Raw genomic sequence first — 21,979 nt, 5'->3', positions numbered from 1 at the left:
CCGCTCAGCCGCGCACGTCCGCGATCGGGTTGGGGATGTCGACGTAGACGGACTGGGTCTCCAACGGAACTTCGAGTTCGTCGAGACCCGCGACGCGGGTGAGCAGGTTGGCCTTGCACCGCAGTGTGGCACCGTCGAGCAGGCGGTCCATGAGCGGGCGCCCTGCGGGGTGATCCGCGCGCGTGCGGATCAGTCGGTCACGGAAGATCGCGATCAACGCCTTTTCATCGGCAAGCCCTTGCGCACCCATCGCGCCGACGAGGCCGAGCACGTTGTTGATCGCGAGGTAGTAGCCGAGTCGTTCGTCGATCACGTGGTCGGGGCACCAGGTGCCCAGGTCCCGACCCGCGCCGGGGAGCCAACGGGCCAGCCGTGCTCCGCGTTCGGCCGAGAAGTAGTAGCCCTGGTTGCCGCGATAGCGCCCACCGATCGGACGACCGTCCGTGTCCAGTACGACCAGGGTGTTCTGTTGATGCGCCTCCAGGCCCAGGCCGTATTCGCCGTGCAGCCACAGGATCGGTGCGACCAGCACCTCCAGGTATCGGCGGAACCACGACTCGGCCGTCTCCCGCAGCGGTGTCGCGGTGCGCGCGGCCAGCGTGTACAGCACGTCGGCGAGGATCGATCTCCCCCGCTGCAGGTCCGGGCGCGTCGCGGCCAGCCCCGCTATGCAGTGCACGCGGTCTCGCGGGCCGAACGGGTTGTCCCGCACCACGAGTTCGAGCCCCGACTCGCCACGCCCACCGGGAATGTCGACGGCGATCCAACCGAGATCGCGCAGCACGTCGAAGCCGGGGTGAGCGGAGTGCATGACGCGCTTGAGGCCGGCGTCGAGCATCCGGTGTACGGCGAGACCTCGGCGCAGTTCGCTGCGGTGGTTCTCCCGGCGGGAGTTGGTGATCTCGATGCCGAGCGAGGTCTTGAGCATGACGGGCGCGCCGGTGCGGTACACGGTGCGCAGCGAGGATGTCGCGGACCAGGCGGGCCCACCGGGACCGAGGTCGCGAAGCAGACCACGTTCCAGGAGGGCGGCGACACCCGGCCTCGCCAACACGTCGCGGGCCTGCCACGGGTGCGCCGGCAGCGCGACCATACCCGGGGGCAGGCTCACGTCCCCTTCGGCAAGCCCGGCGAGCACGACCGGCACCGGACGCCCCAGGTCGCCGTCGTGGACCGCGACGGAGGGGTCGACGGCGAACCAGTGCAGGGGGAACGAGCCGCGCAATTCCGGCGAGTAGCGCGGCGACGAGGGCCCGTACATACCTTGACGGGATGCCGGCGACGGGTGCATCGGGTGGCCGAGCACGATCGACTGCTCGGTGCACAGGAACGGCGTCGTTCCGGGCACGTCCTCGGACGCCTTGCGACGCTCGGCGAGATGGTGTGCGATCCGTCGGGTCGAGTCGATCACCCGGTCGGTCATATCGGCGATCGCGGTGATCGAGCCGACTCGCCCGTGCGCGGCCTCGATCGCAAGCAGCACGGCCAACGTGGTGGCGTCGAGGGCGACACCACTGCTCAGTCGGACCGGCCCGAAACGGTGCATGCCGGTCTCCGAGCGATACAGGACCGGCGCGACGACGGTGCTGGCGGTCGCCGGCAACGGAAGCCGTAAGGGGCCGTCCGCCGGTACCGCCGTGCCGCTTTCACGGATGCGGCAACGCAGCAGATTCTCGATGGCCGCGTGGTCGGCGGCGCGCGCCGGCGCGGGGTCGAGCAGTGGGTCGCTCGACCCGCGGTCGCCGGCGGTGATGTGTCGCGCGGCGCCGAGTACCGCGCCGGGGCGCGGGTGTTCGGGTTCGAGGTGGGTCGGATGGGCTCGCGCGGGCGAGGATTCGTCCCCGGCCGGACCGGGGATGGCCTTTCGAGGGCTGCCCGGTCGCGCCGGCTCCGGAAGCGCCTCCGCGGATGTCGACATGTGCGGTACGTACCTCCCCTGGTCTGCACGGCCGTGGGTCGGGCTACGGTTCGAATCGTGGACGCGGCCCGTTCGCCACCGCTCCGAAGGACGTTCACCGTACGGCAATCCGCCGGTTATCAGAATCATGTCCCGCATCGGGCTCCCGTGTGCGGGCTTTGCGCGATGGCAACCCCTTCTCATGATCCGCGATGCCGGCGGACGCCAACGCGCCTGCGGGCCCGCCCCGTTGCCCGAATGTCGGCGGCCAGCGGCCGCGTGAGCCCGTCATCACGGTACGAACGCCTCCATAAGAGCGATGTCAGGGACCGGGCACCGCGGGTCCGGCGCCGCTTCGCATTCCCCCGAATGGACGCACGGTCGTCGTACCCGGCGGACCTGACGGGTCCGCCGACCTGCGGTGGTGGTCGATGCGGGCGATCGAGGCTGAGCACGTTGTACATGTCGCTCCCACAAGGAGTTTGCGCCATTTCCGATGGATCGGGGTACTCGTGCCGAATACGATCGCAGCATTCTCCTGGTTCCGGTGATCGTCACCACGCACCGTCCGCGAGCGGCTACGATACGAACGCCCTTGTGTCGTAGGCAGCGAGAGGCGAGACGGGCGATCTCCGCAACCGGCTCCTGCCACCCTCCCCCCGCAAGTCGTGCAACCGAGGAGGCGAGGCTCCGGCACCGCTCGAACGTCGAACCGCGGGATCCGTCGCATTTTCGTTCACCCGTATGCGGGCCGCGACTACGGGATGTCTTGCGACGGCCGGAGGACCAGAGTTGCCTGGGGCGGCCAAGCCAGGGGCGGCGGTGCGGGGTTCAGGCGACCGGCCACGGCAGGATCACCCACAGGGTCTTGCCGTCGGGGTGTGCCTCGATGTGGATCTGGCCGCCGAATTCGGTGACGATGTTGCGCACGATCAGCAGGCCTCGCCCGGAGGTGTCGTCGACCGTTTCCAACAGGGCGACCGGACGGTAGGGGTGGCGGTCGCGCACTCCCAACCACAGCCAACCGTCGTGCACCGTGCAGGTCACCGAGACCTCGGGTGACAGTACGGCCGCGTGTTCGACGGAGTTGGTGATCAGTTCGGAGGCGACCAGCTTGAGGGCGTAGCCCAGGTCGTGCCCGTAGGGCAGTCCCCAGTAGGTCAGATGGTCCGCGAGAGCTCGTCGGGCCTGGGCGACCGAGGCCGGCTGGGCGGGCAGGGTGAACCAGCAGGATCGCTCGTATCCCGTTCCCATGTCACCCCCTTCGGCCCCGCGCCTCAGCGTACTGACCGGCGCGCTTGCGGGCGCGCGGTTGACGATTCGTCATATCGCTACGATTCGATGATCGGTCGCGTGTGTGAGTGAAGGTCGACATGGGCAAGACCATCGCAGTCCACGTCCCTCCCGGCGTGTGATTCTGAGCGCCGAACAGCGGCATTCCTCTGCGAATGACCGGATTGTGCACGGCGCGGATTCCAGAAGGGTGACTACCTGTGGTGGAAGATCTCGATGCCGTCGAACAGGCCATGTTGGCCAACCTTCTCGACGGTCGGCGGCCTCGTCGGCGCAGCTCGGAGACGCCGACCCGGTCCAATCGACAACACCAGCCCCCGCAGCAGCAGCGCCGTCAGGCGCAGTCGGCGCCGCGTGCCGTCATCCCGGCGCCTGCGCCAGCGGCCGTGCCCAATCGAGACGCTACGCGCGTTCTCGACATCGGTCGCGTGATCAAGCAGATCGATCCCCGGACCACGCCCGAGCAGCGGCACGCGATGGCGACGAGCTGGACCCAGTTGGACATGACGGCGGCTCAGGTGCTGGCCTGGCTGACCGCCGGCATCCTGCCGACCGAGTACAAGCTGGCGGCGCTGTGCCTGGAGCGGGGGCTGACCCCGCAGGACATGAAGACCCGCCTGGACGGCGTGCGCGTGGTCGAGCGGCTGCGCAGCGAGGGCGTGGACGGCGTGGTGGCGCAGTTGCGCAGCGGCGCCGCGTAGGCGGGCCCGTCGAGGCACGTCGCAGGGCCGGCCGGTGGATGATCATTGACATGGTTCATTACCCAGCCTAGCTTTTAGCGATGTGAAGGATTCGGGGGCGGGTTCCGCCGCCCCACCTACTCTGACGCACCGCCAGATCTTGTTGGTCTTCTGCGGGTTGATGCTCGGCGTCATGCTGGCATCGCTCGACGCGACCATCGTCTCGACGGCGATGCCGACGATCGTTGCCGACCTCGGCGGGCTCGAACACCTGGCGTGGGTGACCACCGCGTACACCCTCGCCACGGCCGTCTCGATCCCGCTGTACGGAAAGCTCGGCGACGTCCACGGCCGCAAGCGGCTGTTTCAGTTCGCCATCGTGGTGTTCCTCGCAGGCTCGATGTTGTGCGGCACCGCGCAGTCGATGGGCGCGTTGATCGCCTTCCGGGCGATCCAGGGGCTCGGTGCCGGCGGGCTCATGAGCAACGCTCAGGCCATCATCGGCGACCTGGTGCCACCCGCCGAGCGTGGTCGCTATCAGGGCTTCATCGCGTCGACGGTGGCCTTCTCGACCGTGTGCGGGCCGCTGATCGGCGGCTTCTTCACCGAGGCGCTGTCGTGGCGGTGGGTGTTCTACGTGAACATCCCGCTGGGTGCGGTGGCGCTGATGGTCACCTCCGCGGTGCTCAGGCTGCCGCGCAAGCCCTACGTCAAGCGTGCGTTCGACGGCTCCGGTCTCGCCCTGCTCACTTGCGGGACCAGTGCTTTGATCCTGTTCACGAGTTGGGGCGGGACACAGTTCGCCTGGATCTCCGCACCGAGCCTGGTACTGGCGGTGACGGCGGTCGGCATGCTCGCCGGTTTCGTATTGGTCGAGCGGCGTGCGGCCGATCCGTTGATTCCCTTGCGGCTGCTCTCGCGCAACACGATCGTGCGGGTCGCGTGTCCGCTGACGATGGTCACCGGCTGCCTGACCCTGGGGATGAGTACGTTCCTGCCGATCTACCAACAGATCGTGCGCGGTCACGGGCCGACCGAATCGGGGCTGTTGCTTGCGCCGATGATGCTCTCGATGATGGTGTGCTCGACGCTGTCGGGTCGGTTGATCTCGCGGATCGGCAAGTACAAGCGCTTTCCCCTGATCGGCACTGTGCTCGCCGCTGCCGGGCTCGTGGTGTTGTCGCTGTTGGGCACGGACAGCCCGTACTGGCATCTGCTGATTGGCCTGATGGTGCTGGGCTTCGGGCTCGGCACGATCGGGCCGGTGACCACACTCGCGGTGCAGAATTCGGTCGAGCAGTCGGACATCGGCGTGGCCACCGGCCTGAACTCGTTCGCCCGCTCGATAGGTTCGGCTCTGGGCGCGGCCGTGCTCGGCGCGGTGTTCGCCCACGGGCTGGCCGGCAAGACCGCGAGCAGCGGGGCCGGCGAGACCGGCATGGGAGTCACCCGGCAGGCGATCGACGCATTGCCGGCGGGGCAACGGGAAGCGACGTTGACCACATTCGCGGACGCGCTCGACGCGGTGTTCCTGGCGGGCGTACCGATCGCGGTGCTCGGCTTCGTGCTCGCCTTGATGTTGCGGGAAATCCCGTTGCGTCGGGGGCCGAAGCAGACCGCGGCCGGATCAACGGGCACCGAACGCAAGCTGTCCGAAGCCGGCTGACAGGTCGCGCAGGTCTTCCGCCGCGTCCCAGGCCCAGTGGTTGGGGTTGCCGGCGAGCGCTTCGTCGGTCTCCAGCCGACGCAACGCGAGCCCCGCCAGGTCGAGGACCATGTCGTACTCGCCCAGGCCGTTCAATCGGTTCAGGACGATCACGACGTCGCAAACACGCCGGGTGAGGCTGCGTTCGGGGACGCCTTCGATCAACCGGGAGAGGCCGTAGCCGGCCATCAGACCCAGGATCATGCCGCGTATGGCGGACAGATCGCGCCGTTCCCTGGCCGGTTCGAACCGCCGCCACCAACGCACCCACGCCTGCGGCTCGGTGGTCGCGCGAGCGTCGATCGCCGCGCCGTGCGGCGGTGCGAACGCCGATCGCGCGGGCCCGGCAAGCATCAGCCGCTCCAGGGCCGCGTCCACCGCGACCTCCAAATCGGGGCACGGCGTCGATCGCGAGGGGGGTCCGGTCTGTTCGGCAGCGGTCGATGCCATCGTCGTCATGCGATGCATTGCAGCGGAGTGTTCCGTTGTCTCGCCCTGCGATCACCCGAACGAGGGACACTGTGTCGTATGAACGAGTGGGAACCGCGGCGCCGGGACGACAATGGCGCGCGTTTCCGATCCGGGGACCGCGCCGATCGCCCGGGGGCGGTCCCCGGCCGCTCGGTGTTCGAGTCGGCGCTTTCGCACATGCAGCTCTACCGGGTGGTGGGGCCGCTTTCCCGACCTGCCCGACAGCGGACGCCGCAGCGGAGCGGTGCCGGACGCTGTCGGCGGACGACGAGCCGACGGCCACCGCGTTCCTTGCGGCCTTCCGGCATCCCGGGCCATCCCTTCGGGACGACCGCCGCCTCGAACCCGGTACTGCCGCGGCCGGGTTCCGGGGCGGGCGGGAGTACGGCGAGCCCGGACCGGCGCGCGGATGCGAAACCGGTCACGAGTACGCGCCCGAGGGCGAAGGCGAGCCGGCGCAGGCACCGGCGCTCGACCGTGCCCGGGACCATCCGATCCGCGCCGCGACCGATATGGGGGCCAGGGACCCACACACGGATCCGCGCCGGCAGGATCTGCTCGACCTTGTGACGCGTGTGCCGCACTGACGGCGGCTCGGTGCGGCGCGGGCGTGGCACTCATCGACTCAGGGGGGATCGATGCGCGAGCTTCAGAGCGGTGACCCGACTCGAATCGGGCCTTACTCCATCCATGGTCGGCTCGGCGCCGGCGGCATGGGGCGTGTCTACCTCGGCCGTTCGCCGGGCGGGCGGCCGGTCGCGGTCAAGGTGATCCATGTCGAGCTGGCCCAGGATCCCGACTTCCGGGCCAGGTTCCGACGCGAGATCGATGTCGCCCGGCGCGTCCAGGGGTTCTTCACCGCGCCGGTCCTGGACGCCGACGCGGACGCGGACGAGCCGTGGTTGTCCACCGCCTACATCCCCGGGCCGTCTCTGCACGCCGCGGTCGCCGAGCAGGGTCCGCTGCCCGTGGAGGCCGTACGCGTACTGGCCGGCGGTCTCGCCGAGGCTCTGGCCGCACTCCATGCCGCCGGGGTCGTGCACCGCGATCTGAAGCCCTCCAACGTGTTGCTGGCCCAGGACGGTCCGCGGGTGATCGACTTCGGCATCTCGCGGATCGGTGAGCAGACCGCGCTGACCCGTACCGGCAGCACGGTCGGCTCTCCCGGCTACCTGGCCCCGGAGCAGGCCCTCGACGCGGAAGTGGGGCCGGCCGGCGATGTGTTCGCACTCGGTGGGGTGCTGGCCTACGCCTCGACCGGTCGTCCACCGTTCGGCGGCGGCCGGGTGGAGGCGGTCGTGTATCGCGTGGTGCACGGCGAGCCTGATCTGGACGGCGTCCCGCGCGAGTTGCGCGGTCTGATCCAGTCATGTCTGGCCAAGGACCCTGCGGACCGCCCGCCCGCTACGCAGGTGTTGACCTACCTGCAGGAGCTCGGCGTCGACGCGCACGCCGCCCCCGAAACCTGGCTCCCGGACGCCGTCACCACGATGCTCCCGGCGCATCGGGCCCCTATCGGCGACCCACCCGAGCCCACTCCCGGGCCGACGCACCCGCCCGCCGTCCCACCGTCGCCGAGGCCGCTCGCCGACCCCGCACCGTTGTCGTCCACCGACCCGCAACCCGTGCACACGTTCCACGCGATGCCGCCCGCACCGTCGCAGTTCTCAACTCATCCGGCGGCCCACATCCCTCCTCCTGCCGCCGCCCAGCCCCCGTCCGAACCACGCGGCCGCGGCCGAGCCGGGCCGGTCGCCGCAGCCGTGGTGGCCTGCCTGCTGGCCATCGGTACGGCGGTGGCGGTGCCGAACCTGATCGACGACGACACACCGGCTGCGGGCAGGACGAATCCGCCGACCTCCAACGGCGCCCAGGGCGGCACCAGCACCCTGAACGGCGTTACGGGCACAAGCGCCCAACCCCCCGCCTCAGCCTCGCCCACGGCCCCTGGGCCACGCCCTCCGGCGATACCGCCGAGTGCGGCCGGTGAGACGCGGCGCAGCCTTCAGGGCATCACCTTCGTCGTGCCGGCGGGCTGGACGGTCGAGCAGGGCGTTGATGGTCCCCACGTGATGTGTCTGCTGCCGCCCGCCGCACTGCTGGGCGGCCGCCCCAACGACGGCTGCGCGGTGGACGGCGTGGAGATCCGCCTGCCCGATCCGCCCGGTGACGAGTGGGGACGAACACTGGACCTCGAATCCGGATCCGGCTGGGTCTGGCAGGGCGACGCCTGGTGCCGCGGGGTAATACCCCGCGGCACCGCGATGACCACGTCATCCACGATCGTCGAACGCGGGTTCCGGCCGGTCGGACCCAAGACCGCCGATTACCGGCGCTGGTCGGCCGGTTGCGACAACGGCTCGACGTATCACCCTCGGGTGTGGTGGCTGCCGGTCACCAAACTCTCCGTCGAGACCTTCGCCATGCCGCCGAATCTGGACGCGACGGTCGATCACATCGTCGCGTCCTTCGATTTCTCGGACTATTCCGGAGCCCAGGGATGACGACTCCCTGGGATACCCGCCGTCAGGGCTTTTCCCAGATCTGGAAGGCCCGGACCGTGAAGGGCACGTCGGGCACGAAAACCCCCTCGCCGGGATATGTGCTGAAGTCTCCTTCCGTGGCGCACTCCCTGCTCTGATACATCGTCACGTAGCGATCCATGCGGTTCGCGAAGGACAAGGCATCGACCCCATCAGGCAGTGACACGCACTGATCGACGTTGACGCCGGCCAGTTCGAAGGTTGCCGCCGGTGCGCCCGCAAAGCCCGGCTCGGTCCAGAAGCACACCTGCCCGGGTGCGCACGAGGCTGCCGCAGCCGGTTCGGCGGAGGCGCTCGGTGCGCCAACGGTGGTCAGCAGGCTCGTGGTCAGAGCCAGCGCGCAGACAAGGCGACGTCGCATGCGATTCATGAGAACTTCCCCGTTCGTCGAATCCGTTGCCCCGGTTCCGACGTGTGTCCAGGGTTGCGCATGAAAGGGCGAAGCGAGGGCGAACGGACGCGGTTTTACCTCGAAAGAGTGCATTGAAGATCGACATCGGCATTCTCGGAACCAGACTGCGAAACGTTTCGTCGCTGTAGATATCGGCTCATTCGGAGGCTGTCATGGCTGTTGTATCCGTTCCCCGTCGCCATCTCGTCCGCTCCGCGCTCGGCGTCGCCGCCGTCGTCGGCATCGCCGCCACCACCGTGCTGTCCGGGACCGCCCAGGCCGCCGGCACCACCTACCTCACCAACATCCGCACCGGGCAACACGCGACCTACGATCGCGTGGTCCTCGACTTCTCCGCCGGCGTGCCCGCCTACGGCGTCACCGGCACCAGCAGCCTGGAACAGTGCGCGAGCGGGAAGCCGGTCAGCTTCCCGAACAGCGCCGAGTACGTCGAGTTGGACATCGCGAGCGCGGCTCACGACGAAAACGGCAACGCCACCTACACCGGCCCGCGCACCGTGGTGACCAACATGCCCTCGCTCACCGGGTACTCGGTCACCTGCGACTTCGAGGGCAAGCTCAAGGTCGGCATCGGCTACAAGAGCAATGTGCAGCAGGTGGTCACGTCGGTCCTGACCAACCCGAGCCGCATCGTGATCGACGTCAAGCGCTGAGGCGACGGCCGGGTCGAGGCGCGCCGCGCTCGGCTTCGCCCCGGCCATTCGTCTAGGTCATTCGTTGTTCGACCGCCGCCAACTCGGCGGCGGTCAGCACGTTCGGTGTGCCCACCGCGAGCGAGCGCACGTAGACCTCGCACAACCACTCCAGGATCCTGGTGCGGTCGTAGGCCTCGATCAGATCCCGCCCCAGGGTCACTCCCCCGTGGTTGGCCAGCAGCGCCCCGCTTCGACCACCCGCGAGCGCAGCGCGCACCGAGTCCGCCAATTCCGGTGTCCCGTAGGTCGCGTACGGTGCGACTCGCACGTCGTGGCCGCCGAGCAGCAGCACGTTGTAGTGGATCGCCGGCAATACCGGCAGGGTCGTCGCCACCACCGCGCCGAACACGGCGTGCGTGTGCACCACGGCCCCGGCGCGCGGGTCGTTCTCGTACAGCGCGAGGTGCATCGGCGTCTCGGAGGACGGCGCCCTCGCCCCCTCCAGCACCGTGCCCGACAGATCCACAACCGCGCACTCCACGGGCGTGATGCGTTCCAACGGGGCGCCGGAGGGAGTGATCGCGACCATCGGACCCCGGCGCACGCTCAGATTGCCCGAGGCGCCGACCACCAGGCCGCACTCGACGATCCGGCGTCCGAACTCGCACAGTTCGCGACGCTCGTCCTCCAACAGCACCAAGACCTCCCGACCGGGATGTGCCCGGATTCGCTCTGACGCCAACACGACCGATCGGGGCCGAGATCGCCCCGGACGGATCCAATCAGATCGCCGCGCTCAGATCCCGCCGTGGTGTCGGTGGAAGGTCTCCGCCTCCACGTCCTCGTCCTCGTCGCCCACCGCCGTGCGCACCGCCTCCGAGAATCCGCGTGCCCGCATGCGCCTGGGTCCGGCCGCGACCATCGGGTCGCTGTTGAGGTCCTTCAGCAATGCCACGCACAGTGCCAGCATCACCAACACGAACGGCAACGCCACCAGGATGGTCGCCTGCTGCAGCGATTTGAGGCCGCCGGCGACCAGGAGCACGGCTGCGACCGCACCGATCAGCGCACCCCACCCGACCACCAACCAGCGCGCCGGCTTGAGTGATCCCCGACTGGTCAGCGAACCGAGCACGAGCGAGGCGGAGTCGGCTCCGGTGACGAAGTACAGCGCGACCAAGACCATCGCCACCGTCGCGGTGACGGCGTACAGGGGCAGTGCGTCGAGCATCGCGAACAGGCCGGACTCCGGCCCTTCGGCGACCTTGGCGACCAGGTCGGCGGCGCCGGTCTGTTGCAGGCGCAGCGCCGTCCCGCCCATCACCGCGAACCAGACCGTGCTCGCCCCGCTGGGCACCAGCAACACGCCGATCACGAATTGACGTACGGTGCGCCCTCGCGAGATGCGCGCGATGAACGTGCCCACGAACGGAGCCCAGGACAACCACCACGCCCAATAGAAGATCGTCCACGTGCCCATCCACTCGTCGCCGCCGAAAGTACCGGTGCGGGTCGCGAGGGTCAGCAGGTCGTTGAGGTAGCTGCCGACGGACGCGGGCAGCACACCGAGCACGTACACCGTCGGCCCGACCACGAACACGAACAGCATGAGCACCAGTGCGAGCAGTACGTTCGCGGTGCTCAGCCATTTGACGCCGCGGTGGATCCCGCTGAACGCGGACACCACGAAGGCGGCCGTGAGGGCGATGATGATCACCACGTGCAACGTCGCGGTGTCCTTGATGTCGGTGGTCAGGTCCAGGCCCTTGCCGACCTGGAGAGCACCGAGCCCCAGGCTCGTGGCCGAGCCGAACACGGTCGCGAAGATGGCGAGCAGGTCGATCGCCTGTCCGGCCGCGCCGTCCGCGCGCCGGCCCAGGAGCGGTACGAACGCGGCACTGACCCGATTTCCACGACCGCGCCGAAACGTCGCGTACGCGAGGGCGAGACCCGCGATCGCGTAGATCGCCCACGGGTGCAACGTCCAGTGGAACAGTGTCCATTCGAGTGCGGCGCCGGCCGCACCCGGGGTTTGCGGAACCGCGCCGGAGGCCGGCGGCGGAGTGGCGAAGTGCTGGATGGGTTCGGCGACCGCGTAGAACATCAACCCGATGCCCATGCCGGCGCTGAACATCATCGCGACCCAGGCCCCGGTGTTGAACTCCGGTTCTTCGTCGTCCTTGCCCAACCGGATCCGGCCGTATTTCGACACGGCGATGAACACCGCGAGCACGAGGAAGGCGTCGGCGGCGACGACGAACAGCCAGCCGAAGTTGCGGATCGTCCAATCGAGTCCCGTCGACGCCGCGGTCTCGAGCGACCCCTTGGCAAGGACGCCCCAGAGGACGACGGCGAATACGACCGCGAAGCCGACGCCGGCGACGACCGGGTCCACGCGAGGCGCGGCAGCGGCGTCCCGGCTCGATCCGCTCACTGGGCCGTCCTTTTCGTCCGCTTATATGCCACACGATATGGTGCGGCCTCGCGGACCGGGAAGGGCGGGGCGCGCCGGGCCCGAACTCCCGCGTCACTCCTTTGTCGCAGCCCCAGTGGCCTTTGCCGCAGACTGGTACAGCGCCACGATCTGCCGAATCTGCTTGTCGGGGTCACGGATCCAGTCCCCGCTCCACAGGCGGTACACGACCCACCCCCGCTCCACCAGACGAGCCGGCCGCAACCACTCGCGCTCGCGTACGGACGACTCCGCACGATAGGCCGCACTGCGGTCGGTCTCGATCGCGACCAGCATCCGCCTCGGCGACACGGCGCCCGCGAGCGTGCCTGCAACCGCGGCGTCGCCCGCACCCGCAGCGGTATCCGGATCCACCCGCGGTCCCGGCAACGCGATCACGACGCCCGCGCGCCCACCGAACCCGTGGATCGGGTCGAGACCGGCCGCCCGCAATCGATCGAGCACATCGGCGTGGAACGGGTCCGGGGCTCCGGCCGTCCCTGCGCCCACACCTCTCCCGCCGCGCGCACCCGCACCTGCGGTCTCGCCCACGTTTGCCTCGCGCTCGCCGGCGGCCGCGTACCGCAGGACCGTTCGCAACAACCGAGCCCCTGGGGCCCGCAGCCGTGCCGGATCGAGTTCGGTTTCCTCGAAGGTGGTCATCACGACCAGTCGCCGGCGCGCCCGGGAGACCGCCGAAGCCACGAGTGCGTCCCCGCCGGGCATGGTGGCCGCGCCGAATCGATGGATCAGCCGTCCTTCGGCGTCCCGCTTCGCCCCGATGCTGAAGAGCACCGTGTCCCATTCGCCCCCGTGCAGGACCGCCGCCCGGTCCACCGCGAACTCCCCACCGCCGCGGCCCGTCGACAGTGCGGACCGAAGGCGCTGCGCCTGCGACCCACCCAGGGTGACAATGGCGAGGCTTTCCTCGGGATACCGCGCCCGATATGACCGGGCGGTCGCGACCACCTCCGCGATGTCGTACGCGCCGGTCACAACGTGCCGTACCGCCGCCTCCTCGCCCCGCACGCCCGGAAGCCGAGCAGCCGGCAGCACACCCGGCACCGCAAGGCGTTCGTCGAGAACGCGGTGCGTGTAGGCGATCCGAACCGGCTCGACGAACCGGCTCACCGAGGCGAGGGCGGAGCGTAGGTCGCCTTCTGAGCCGGGATCGCCGGGCTCGACCGGCCCGTCGGGGTCACCGAGTCCGGGCCCTGCCGGGTCCCCGAACAACACGACTCGACCGGCCCGTAACAGGGCCGGGATCACGTCACGTTCACTCACGGTCCCGGCGTCGTCCACCACCACCAGGTCGAAGTGCGCCGTGTCCGGCAATCGCCGAACATCGCGTGGCGACATCACCTTCAGGTACTCGTCCGCCGGCGCATTAGACAGACTCCTGGGCATCCCCGGCACCGGTCCGGCGACAGCGGCCGCGGCCGCCCCCGTGCGATACCGATGCGCGTGCGCCTGCAGCCCCACCACCCCGCCGGGCGCGACGGCGGTACAGGCGTGGGAGAGCGACGTATACAGGAATCGCCCGTATTCCTGCGCGACCCGCTCCGGCGACACGCCCCGCGCCGTCAGGTCCGCCAACAACGGTCCGAGGCCGGCGGTCGCGAGGGCGCGGTACGAACGGCAGCGGACCGCGAGTCGCTCCCACGACGCGCCGTCCGCCGAGATCGATTCCGCGAGCCGATCCAGCCGTGCGCCGATCTCGGGCAGCGAGGTGTCCGCCGGCAGGTCCAGGACCGGGAACAACGATTGCGTGTAGCCCTCCAGCGCCTGCCGTTCCCGCTCCGAACCGGCCCACGCCAGGGCCATTTCCCGCAGGAAGGCCGCCTCGGGCACCCCGCTCGCCCCTTCCCGGAAGAGCCCGTGCAGGGCCCGCGCCTCGGACAGGGTGAGCCGCATGGCCGCCCGGTCGGCCGGGAGGCGGGTGTGGTCACGCAGGTATCGACGCGCCGCGGGTCGACCGTACCAGTGCGTGGTCGCGAGCAGTTGTCGCATGGAGTACGGCCCCGCGAGGATCTCCGGGTCGACGGCGATCGAGAGCCGGCGCAGCCGCTCGACCACCACGAGGCACGCGGTCCATTCGGCGAGATCGCGTGGTTCGGGCCGATCCGCGTGCAGTCGTGCCCTGGCCGCGCCTGCTCTGATCTCCCGGAAACGTGAGCGCAGTTCGGCAATCTCGCCGACGGTCTTGCGGGCCTGCTCGGGTGTGTCGATGCGTACGCCGTGCCAGGCCGCGTCGCGCAACCCACCCGCGTGGGCGAATCGTTCGAGCTCGCGACCGAGCCGACGGGCCTCGCCAGGGTCGAGGGTGGACGCCACGTCGTGATCGAGTACCGGACCGGTCCAGGGCGGCAGCCCGATGAGGTGATCCTGGATCCCGCCCAGGGTCAATCCCCAGGCCCCGTACGGCTCGACCATCGAACGCCGATGCCGATCCAGCAGCCGTCCGTCCGCGTCGTGGTCCGCCACGGCTGCGACTGCGTCGCCCGCCGGGACCCCGCCACTTGCCCGGCCCCCGCAGGCCACCCCCGCACCGGCGCGCCCACCGGTCGCCCCGGCCCTCGCCAGTTCCTCCCACAACCGCCGCGCCCCGTACCGCTGCCTGGTCACGACCAACACGCGCCCGCCGGCGTCGCGCTCGCGCCGAACCACCATCGCGGCGGTCCTGGTCTTGCCGGTGCCGGCCGCCCCGATCACGACCAGGGCGGGAGGACGGGCCGACGCGGCGGCGAGTACCCGTATCTGGTCCGGGTCGGCGTCGCCCACCCACCCGGCCGCCGTCACATCGGGTTCCGCCGCTCGCAACGTCGTCTCGGCCCCGGCCAAGGCCGCGACGACGTCTTCGCGAGCGAGGTACCAGCGGTGTCCCGGGTCGCCCGGCAACGGAAAGCGCCCGGCCGCCCATCGCGACAACGCGGCACCGACGACCTCGTCCCGACTGTGCGTCATGTCCCGTCCTCCTCGGGAAGACTCTCTCCCGAGGAGCCCCGCGAGCGCAGGGGGCAATCCCTCAATACCGAGGACCACCCGCCACAACCCACACCGGACAAACGGCCCGACCGTCGTCGACGGCCCGGTCCATGACCCGTTCCAAAGGCCCTTTGCCGATCCGGAGCACGAGAGCCTCGACGCGGTCGCCCCGTCACCCTCGATACAGCCGCGCGACCACCTCCTCGATCGTGGGCTCTCGCACGGAGACGTCCCGCAGGCCTCCGTCGCGCGCGATGGTGGCGATCAACTCCCCCGCGGGCACGCCGTCCAGTGCGAAGGTGACCCGTCTGCCCTCCGCCTCGACCGCCTCGATCGTGACCCCGGGCGTGCGCACGTCCAGCACACGGGCCTCGTCCAGGTCGACGACCACACGTCGGCGCGAGCCGTAGCGCGCGTGCAATGCCTCCAGCGTCCCGTCGTGCACGACCTGCCCGCGGTCGATCACGATCAGCCGCCGGCACAGGTGCTCGATGTCGGCGAGGTCGTGTGTCGTGAGCACGGTCGTGACGTCCCCTCGCGTGCCGATCTCGGCCAGGAAGGCGCGCAGCGACTGCTTGCTGACCACGTCGAGCCCGATCGTCGGCTCGTCCAGGAACAACACGTCCGGACCGTGCAGGAGTGCGGCGGTGATCTCACCACGCATGCGCTGCCCGAGCGAGAGTTGACGCACCGGCGTGTCCATGAACTCGTCCAGTTCGAGCATCGCCCGACACCGGCGAAGCCGGGCCTGGTGTTCGGCGCGCGGCACCGCGTAGACGAATCCCAGCAATCGAAACGATTCACGCAGCGGCAGGTCCCACCACAGTTGCGAACGCTGGCCGAAGACCACCCCGATCCGGCGGGCGAGCCGGCGTCGACGGGGCACCGGTTCCAGGCCGCAGACCCGCACGTGTCCCGAGGTCGGCGTCAGGATGCCGGTCATCATCTTGAGCGTGGTCGACTTGCCTGCCCCGTTGGGCCCGATGTAGCCGACCGTCTCACCCCGCACGACGCTCAACGCGACGCCGTCCACGGCGGCCACCGTTCGGGATTCCCGGCGGATTCGGCCGACCTTGCGTCGGACGGTGAACTCCTTGCGCAGATCCCGAACCTCGATCATCGTCTCGGTCTCGGTCTTGATCGCAGTCATGGTCCCGGTCGCGGTCACGATCCCGTACTCCTGTAATGCCGGATCCCCGTCCGCCACATCAGCAGCGCGATCAACCACGCGAAGGCCGCGACAACCGGGGAAAGCCAGGCGAGCCAGGCAGGCCCGCCGAGTGGATCCGCGTGCCCCGTCAGGAACAGCGCGGGGTGATACCCGACCAGCGCGAGGCCGACCCCGTAGCCGAACACGCGGCGCAGCAGTCCCGGGTAGATCGTCGCCGGGTAGCGTGCGAACTCCTTGCCGCCGTAGGTGAACGCGTTGGCGATCTCGCCGGATTCGACGAACCAGAACGCGACGCAGGCGCCGGCCACGAACACCGCGGCGAACAACGCGCAGCCCGCGATCGGGGTCAGTACGAGCATCAGTACGCGCGCCGGCGTCCAGTGCGGAGCCGCGTAGACGAGAACGACGGCGAGCAGCACGAACGACTGGGCGGCCCGACCGATCCGGCGCAGCGCGAAGTCGGTGGCGAGCAGTTGCGGCAGTACGCGCAGGGGCCGGACCAGGATGGCGTCGAGCATGCCCTTGCGCACGTACAACGACAGCCGTTCGATGTTGCCGACGGTCAGGTCGGCGAGATCGAAGGCGAACACCGCGAGCGCGGACATCACGAGCACCTCGCGCAGCCCGAACCCGCCCACCGTCGGCGAGACCCGGAAGACGACCAGGATGACGGCGGCCTCGACGAGTGTGCTCAGCGCGCAGGATGCGACGTCGATGCAGAACGAGGTGCGGTATTGGGTCTGGCTGCGGATCTGGGCCTGCACCAGGCGGACGTACGCGCGGACCGCCGTGGGCTCAGCCACCCTGGATCACCAGCTTGTCGGTCGCGGCCCGCTGCACGCGCAGGACCAGGGGCACCAGGATCGCCACCCAGACCAGTTGCAGGACGACGCTGCCGATCTGCTCTACGGGTCCGGGGCGTTCGACCACGACGTCGAGTGGGATCTGGAACAGGCCGGGGAACGGGGTGGCGAACCACAGCACCGCCTGGGCCCAGCCGGGCAGGAAGCGCAGCGGAAAGAAGGTGCCGGCGAACACGCCGGAGGCGAGCAACCACACCGCGCCGAGACCGCGCGCGTCCAGGAGCCAGAACGCGCCGAGGTTGACGAGGTAGCGCAGCGCGAAGCTGATTGTCGTGCCCAGGGTAAGCGAGATCACGAACAGCGGGATCGTGTAGGGGCGTTGTGGGATGTACAGGGTGAACATGAGCGCGCCGGCGAGGACGGGTACCAGCATGCGGGCGAGCACCGCGTAGGCGGCCCGGCCGAGGTCGGCGGCCAGGAACGCCTCGAACGGGTCGATCGGGCGCAGCAGGTCGGCGGTCACGTCGCCGCTGCGGACACGGTCGGCGAGTTCGTTCCAGGACCAGACGTGCACGACGCTGAGGATGCCCTGGCCGACCCAGACATAGGTGGCGAGTTGGGCGGCGTCGTAGCCGCCGGGCCGGCGTCCGTCCTCGGTGAGGGCGCGCATCAGCGAGTAGATCATCACACCGAAGACGATGTTGGTGAACAGGCCGGCGAGGGCGGCTTGGCGGTAGGTGGACCAGCGGCGAAAGCCCGCGCCGAAGAGCGCGCCGAAGCGGTACAGCCGGGCCCGCCGGTCCGGCGGGGGGTCGACCCGCGGTGGGCGCGCGAAAGCGAACGTCATGGTGAAATCCCTTTCCCCGGGCGGCGTGTGGCGTCGGCGGGGCCGACAGGACACGCGACCTTGGGCATACCGAAGTGACCTCGGGCGGAGGCGTGGGGATGCTCACTCTTGGTTTCGTTGCGCCGAGCCTGATGCGTGTCGAACGCCGGCCCCGGCCCGCAACACCCCGGGCAAGGCGAGTAAGAGTAGTGGACGAGCGAGGACGTTTCACCCCGGTTTTACTGACCCGTACGGGTGGGCACCCCTTTTTTTCGACGCAAAGGATGAACCGATCAGCCCACTCGTGTGACGATCGTGCGCATGGTGCAGCAGTTGGGCAAGGGACAGAACACGCCGGTGTCCGCCGCGAAGGTGCGCGCGGTCTTCGTCTGGCGGCCGGGGCCGAGTACCCCCGGCCTGGACGCGTCGGCGCTGTTGTTGGGTGCGTCGGGTCGAGTCTCGGGCGACGCCGACTTCGTGTTCTACAACCAGCCGACCCATCCCTCCGGCGCGGTTCGCCACGTCGGCAAGGACGAGGGGACGTGGTCGCGGGACGCACTGGAGATCGACCTGGGGTCGATGCCGGCGAGTGTGGATCGGGTGGTGCTCGCGGCTTCGGCGCACAGTGGCACGTTCGCGGGCATCCGTGACCTGCACCTGTTGGTGAGCGATCCCGGGGCCGAGGTGGACCTGGTTCGGTTCGACATCGCGGACGCGACCGTGGAGACGGCGATGCTCGCGGGCGAGTTGTACCGCCGCGGCGGGGCCTGGAAGTTCCGGGCGATCGGGCAGGGCTACTCGACCGGGCTGGAGGGGCTGGCCACCGACTTCGGCATCACGGTGACGGCCCCGCCCCCGCCCCCGCCGGCACCCGCGCCTCCTCGGGTGCAGGCGCCCGCGCCGCCGCCGGTGTCGTCGACGCCGCCGCCGGCGCCTCGGTTGAACGTCCGCAAGCCCGAGCCGGCGCGGCCGCCGGCCGGCCCGCCGCCGGCGAGTACGCCGAGCAGGCCGCCCGTGCGGTTGAGCAAGGTGACGCTGACCAAGGCCTCGCCGATGGTCTCGTTGAGCAAGGAGGGCATCACCGGCAGTCGGATGCGGGTGAACCTCAACTGGGTGCAGGCCGCTCCCGGGCGCGGCATGCTCAAGCGGTTGATGGGGCCGACCGACCTCGACCTGTGCTGCCTGTGGGAGCTGAACGACGGCTCCAAGGGCATCGTGCAGGCGCTGGGCAACATGTTCGGTTCGCCGGACAAGCCGCCGTATGTGTTCCTGGACGGCGACGACCGCACCGGCGCGAACACCGCCGGCGAGAACCTGTTCATCAACCTCGACCACAAGAGCAGCTTCAAGCGACTGCTGATCTTCGCGTTCATCTACAAGGGTGTGACGTTCGACGATGCGCAGGCGGTGGTGACGTTGACGCCGGCGACCGGTCCCGAGTTGGAGATCCGGCTCGACGAGACCGGCGGCGCGGCCCGCTCGTGCGCGATCGCGCTCGTTCAGAACCAGGGCGGCGATCTGACCATCCAGCGCGAGGTGCGCTACATCAAGGGCAATCAGCAGAAGGTCGACCAGGCGTACGGGTGGGGCCTGCAGTGGCGAGCGGGCACCAAGGACTGACGCGGGACCCCCGTACGGGGCGACGAAGCAGATGCGGGTGCGGGCGCCCGGCGGTCGCACCCGGGCGCGGGTGCGGGCGCAGGTGCCGGCAACCGTGCCCGCGCAGGTGCAGGCGCCCGCGGTCGCAGGTGCCGGTGCGAGCGCATCCCGCTCACCGGCCGGGCGTCGCGCATCGCACCCTTGTGGTCAGGCGTCGTCCGGGTGGGTGCCCTCGGGGCGTACTCCGATGCCGGGCAGGTCGACGTAGCCTCCCGACGTCCACGCTCGGGTGCGCAGCCGACGTACGCCGTCGATGCCCCAGAAGGCGAACGCCTCCAGGATCGACTCGGCCGCCGCGACGGCGTGTTCGGCGCCGGGGCGCAGCCACACCTGGCGGCCGTTGCCGGGTACGTTGCCCAGTTCGAGGCGATCCTGTCCGACGCGGATCTCGGCCGTGTGCGCGGGTTCGGCGACGTCGCCCAGCACCAGCAGAACCGGTTCCACCCAGCCGACCAGCGGCATGTCCACCACCAGCGAGGACAGCACACGCGGCAGCGCGTCGCGGAAGTCCGCCCAGTCGCGCGGGTCCGGCCCGAAGGGCAGGAACAGTTCGGCCAGGCTCATGTCGGGTCGGCTGACACACCAGATGTAGGGCAATTCGGCCAGCGAGCCGGCCCGTTCGAATCCACGTCGCTCGAAGGCCTCGCCGGCGCGCGTGGGGAACAACTCCATGACGAGCGCCTCGTTCGCGTCGTCCCGGGACAGCCGCAGGGTGATCCGTCGCGATCGCCAGCGCAGCCACGCGGCGGGCCCGCCCCGCCAAGGCGCCGGCCCCAGGGTCGCGGTCAGCGCGGCGCCGAGCCTGGTGTGTGCGGCGTCCAACTCGCGCCCGCGGTCGCGGACATAGGGCACGGTGCCCCAGGCGCCGGGGCCGTAGGCGTACTGGCCGGGCACGGACGGGCCCTGGAACCCGGGCATCGGTGGCGGCGGATCCGCCCGGATCGGCAGCGGGGCGGTGAAGCGTACGCACGGCGCGCCCTCGGCGCGCTCGCCGGGATCCCCGCGGCACAGCAGTCCGGGTATGCCGGTTTCGATGGCCATGTACCCGTCCTCGCCCGGGCGAGTCTCCCAGCCGAGCCGCCCGGCGGTCTCCATCAGGGCTTCGGCGGACCAGTCCCCCCACTCGGCGCCTCGGGCGGCGAGCAGCGTTCGAGCGAGTGTGTCGGCGGCAGGCATCACGGAGACAGCCATGCTCGACATGGTCACAGGACACGGGTCGATCGGACCAGACCCTTTGCCGATCCGCGCTCGAAAAGATCGTCGCCGAATCGGCGCCCGCACGCGCTTTTGCCGCGATTCGCGCTGCCCGCGCCGGTCATGCCGCCCGCCCCCGGGCCGACCGGCGCCCGCGGTCGACGCCCCCAGACGCCTGCCGCACCCGCCGGCCCCGCCCATCTCCCCATCGCCCTACAGCAGACTGGTCTCCGGATACTTGCCGCTGGGCGTGACGATCGTCCCGGCGTTGCCACGGAGGATCTCGGCGGCCTGGTCGAGCGCACCGATCGCGGCCATGTCGCCGGTCATCTCGACGAAGCGGCAGATCGCGTCGACCTTGGGACCCATCGAACCGGCCGGGAAGTCACCGGCGCGCAGTTGCATGGGGGTGGCGTTGGTGATCTCCTGCGCGTCGGGCTGCCCGAATCCGCGTACCACCCGGGGGACGTCGGTGAGCAGCATCAACACGTCCGCGTCCAGGGCCTCGGCGAGCAGGGCCGCGGTCAGGTCCTTGTCCACCACCGCCTCGACTCCGGTGAGTTGGCCGAGTTCGTTGCGGACCACCGGTACGCCGCCGCCGCCCGCGCATACCGCGACGGCCCCGGAGGCGAGCAGTTGCCGAATGAGTCGGGTCTCCACCACACGGGCGGGCTTGGGGGACGGCACGACCCGGCGCCACCACTTGCCGTCCGGCTTGACGATCCAACCGCGTTCCGCGGCCAGCCGCTTGGCCTCGTCCTCCTCGTAGACCGGGCCGACGAACTTGGTCGGGTCCCGGAACGCGGGGTCGGCGGTGGAGACGAGGGTCTGGTTGATCAGCGAGCACACCTGCCTGCCGGGTAGCGCGTTCTGCAACGACTGGAGCAGCCAGTAGCCGATCATGCCCTGCGTCATCGCGCCCAGCACGTCGAACGGATAGGGCTGGCTGAGCGAGGCGTCGGCGGCGGATTGGAGAGCGAGTACGCCCACCTGGGGGCCGTTGCCGTGGGTGACCACGAGTTCGTGGTCACGGGCCAGTGGGGCCAGCGACTTGACCGCTTTTTGAATGTTGTGCAGTTGGATGTCGGCGTCGGGCTTGTCCCCGCGCTGAAGCATCGCGTTTCCGCCGAGGGCGACGACGACGCGCATGGTGGATCCCTTCGGTCCCAAGCGACGCTCACGAACGGCCGTCCGCCGATCGCAACGTCGCGGCAAATCCGGATGAATGGGGCGTAGCGCAACCACGAGCGGCC

The 21,979-nt window shown here is 70.0% G+C and carries 17 protein-coding genes; 5 read left to right on the top strand and 12 right to left on the bottom strand.

From position 1 onward, the window contains the following. Positions 1-4 precede the first annotated feature (4 nt). Positions 5-1,918, bottom strand: a complete 1,914-nt coding sequence (locus tag ABZ374_RS31400; RefSeq protein WP_360317427.1) for an IucA/IucC family protein — start codon at positions 1,916-1,918, stop codon at positions 5-7. Positions 1,919-2,728: 810 nt separating this feature from the next. Then, entirely contained in the window at positions 2,729-3,151 is a 423-nt protein-coding gene (locus ABZ374_RS31395; RefSeq protein ID WP_020554102.1) for an ATP-binding protein, read from the bottom strand. 467 nt (positions 3,152-3,618) lie between these two features. On the opposite strand from ABZ374_RS31395, the gene ABZ374_RS31390 reads away from it, so the two are divergent. Together ABZ374_RS31390 and ABZ374_RS31385 are read left to right on the top strand one after the other, a co-directional pair. Further along, the gene (locus tag ABZ374_RS31390) at positions 3,619-3,891 is read left to right on the top strand and encodes a hypothetical protein (protein WP_355529510.1); all 273 of its coding nucleotides are present in this window, start codon (positions 3,619-3,621) and stop codon (positions 3,889-3,891) included. A gap of 82 nt (positions 3,892-3,973) precedes the next feature. Next, positions 3,974-5,536, top strand: a complete 1,563-nt coding sequence (locus ABZ374_RS31385; protein WP_360317424.1) for an MDR family MFS transporter — start codon at positions 3,974-3,976, stop codon at positions 5,534-5,536. Here ABZ374_RS31385 and ABZ374_RS31380 read toward each other — a convergent pair. After that, entirely contained in the window at positions 5,498-6,025 is a 528-nt protein-coding gene (locus ABZ374_RS31380; protein WP_360317422.1) for a hypothetical protein, read from the bottom strand. The genes ABZ374_RS31385 and ABZ374_RS31380 overlap by 39 nt on opposite strands. A 659-nt stretch (positions 6,026-6,684) precedes the next feature. On the opposite strand from ABZ374_RS31380, the gene ABZ374_RS31375 reads away from it, so the two are divergent. Further along, complete coding sequence (locus ABZ374_RS31375; RefSeq protein ID WP_360317420.1) at positions 6,685-8,550, top strand: serine/threonine-protein kinase; 1,866 nt, start codon at positions 6,685-6,687, stop codon at positions 8,548-8,550. A gap of 22 nt (positions 8,551-8,572) precedes the next feature. On the opposite strand, the gene ABZ374_RS31370 is transcribed toward ABZ374_RS31375, so the two are convergent. Next, positions 8,573-8,959: a peptidase inhibitor family I36 protein gene (locus ABZ374_RS31370; protein WP_360317418.1), complete on the bottom strand. Its 387-nt coding sequence runs from the start codon at positions 8,957-8,959 to the stop codon at positions 8,573-8,575. A 194-nt stretch (positions 8,960-9,153) separates the two neighbouring features. Here ABZ374_RS31370 and ABZ374_RS31365 point away from each other — a divergent pair, with 194 nt between their 5' ends. Further along, positions 9,154-9,654 carry a hypothetical protein gene (locus tag ABZ374_RS31365; RefSeq protein WP_360317416.1) on the top strand — a complete coding sequence of 167 codons (501 nt, stop codon included), beginning with the start codon at positions 9,154-9,156 and terminating at the stop codon, positions 9,652-9,654. Between the two features lie 52 nt (positions 9,655-9,706). Here ABZ374_RS31365 and ABZ374_RS31360 read toward each other — a convergent pair whose 3' ends face one another. The 6 genes from ABZ374_RS31360 to ABZ374_RS31335 form a co-directional block, all read right to left on the bottom strand. Next, complete coding sequence (locus ABZ374_RS31360; RefSeq protein ID WP_360317414.1) at positions 9,707-10,333, bottom strand: class II aldolase/adducin family protein; 627 nt, start codon at positions 10,331-10,333, stop codon at positions 9,707-9,709. Between the two features lie 99 nt (positions 10,334-10,432). Then, entirely contained in the window at positions 10,433-12,031 is a 1,599-nt protein-coding gene (locus ABZ374_RS31355) for a BCCT family transporter (RefSeq protein WP_360317485.1), read from the bottom strand. Between the two features lie 132 nt (positions 12,032-12,163). Next, positions 12,164-15,052 carry a hypothetical protein gene (locus ABZ374_RS31350; protein WP_360317412.1) on the bottom strand — a complete coding sequence of 963 codons (2,889 nt, stop codon included), beginning with the start codon at positions 15,050-15,052 and terminating at the stop codon, positions 12,164-12,166. Positions 15,053-15,245: 193 nt separating this feature from the next. Continuing rightward, entirely contained in the window at positions 15,246-16,241 is a 996-nt protein-coding gene (locus tag ABZ374_RS31345) for an ATP-binding cassette domain-containing protein (RefSeq protein ID WP_360317410.1), read from the bottom strand. After that, a complete protein-coding gene (locus ABZ374_RS31340) occupies positions 16,238-17,047 on the bottom strand; it encodes an ABC-2 family transporter protein (protein ID WP_360317408.1) in 810 nt (269 codons plus the stop codon). The genes ABZ374_RS31345 and ABZ374_RS31340 overlap by 4 nt, the downstream gene beginning before the upstream one ends. Next, on the bottom strand, positions 17,040-17,894 hold the full coding sequence (locus ABZ374_RS31335) for an ABC-2 family transporter protein (protein ID WP_360317406.1): 855 nt from the start codon (positions 17,892-17,894) through the stop codon (positions 17,040-17,042). Before ABZ374_RS31335 ends, ABZ374_RS31340 begins: the two co-directional genes overlap by 8 nt. A 300-nt stretch (positions 17,895-18,194) precedes the next feature. Between ABZ374_RS31335 and ABZ374_RS31330 the strand changes: the two genes are divergently transcribed. After that, complete coding sequence (locus ABZ374_RS31330; RefSeq protein WP_360317404.1) at positions 18,195-19,493, top strand: TerD family protein; 1,299 nt, start codon at positions 18,195-18,197, stop codon at positions 19,491-19,493. A 186-nt stretch (positions 19,494-19,679) separates the two neighbouring features. Here the strand turns inward: ABZ374_RS31330 and ABZ374_RS31325 are convergent, their stop codons facing one another. Together ABZ374_RS31325 and arcC are read right to left on the bottom strand one after the other, a co-directional pair. Then, positions 19,680-20,723 (bottom strand): hypothetical protein, encoded by a 1,044-nt coding sequence (locus tag ABZ374_RS31325; RefSeq protein WP_360317402.1) that lies wholly within the window; start codon positions 20,721-20,723, stop codon positions 19,680-19,682. A gap of 216 nt (positions 20,724-20,939) precedes the next feature. Beyond that, complete coding sequence (arcC, locus tag ABZ374_RS31320; protein WP_360317400.1) at positions 20,940-21,875, bottom strand: carbamate kinase; 936 nt, start codon at positions 21,873-21,875, stop codon at positions 20,940-20,942. Positions 21,876-21,979: the final 104 nt, after the last annotated feature.

This window comes from Embleya sp. NPDC005971 (assembly GCF_040629175.1).
Taxonomy (GTDB): Bacteria; Actinomycetota; Actinomycetes; order Streptomycetales; family Streptomycetaceae; genus Embleya.
The sequence above is the reverse complement of the archived record's forward strand: the minus strand, read 5'-3'. Positions and strand labels throughout refer to the sequence as shown.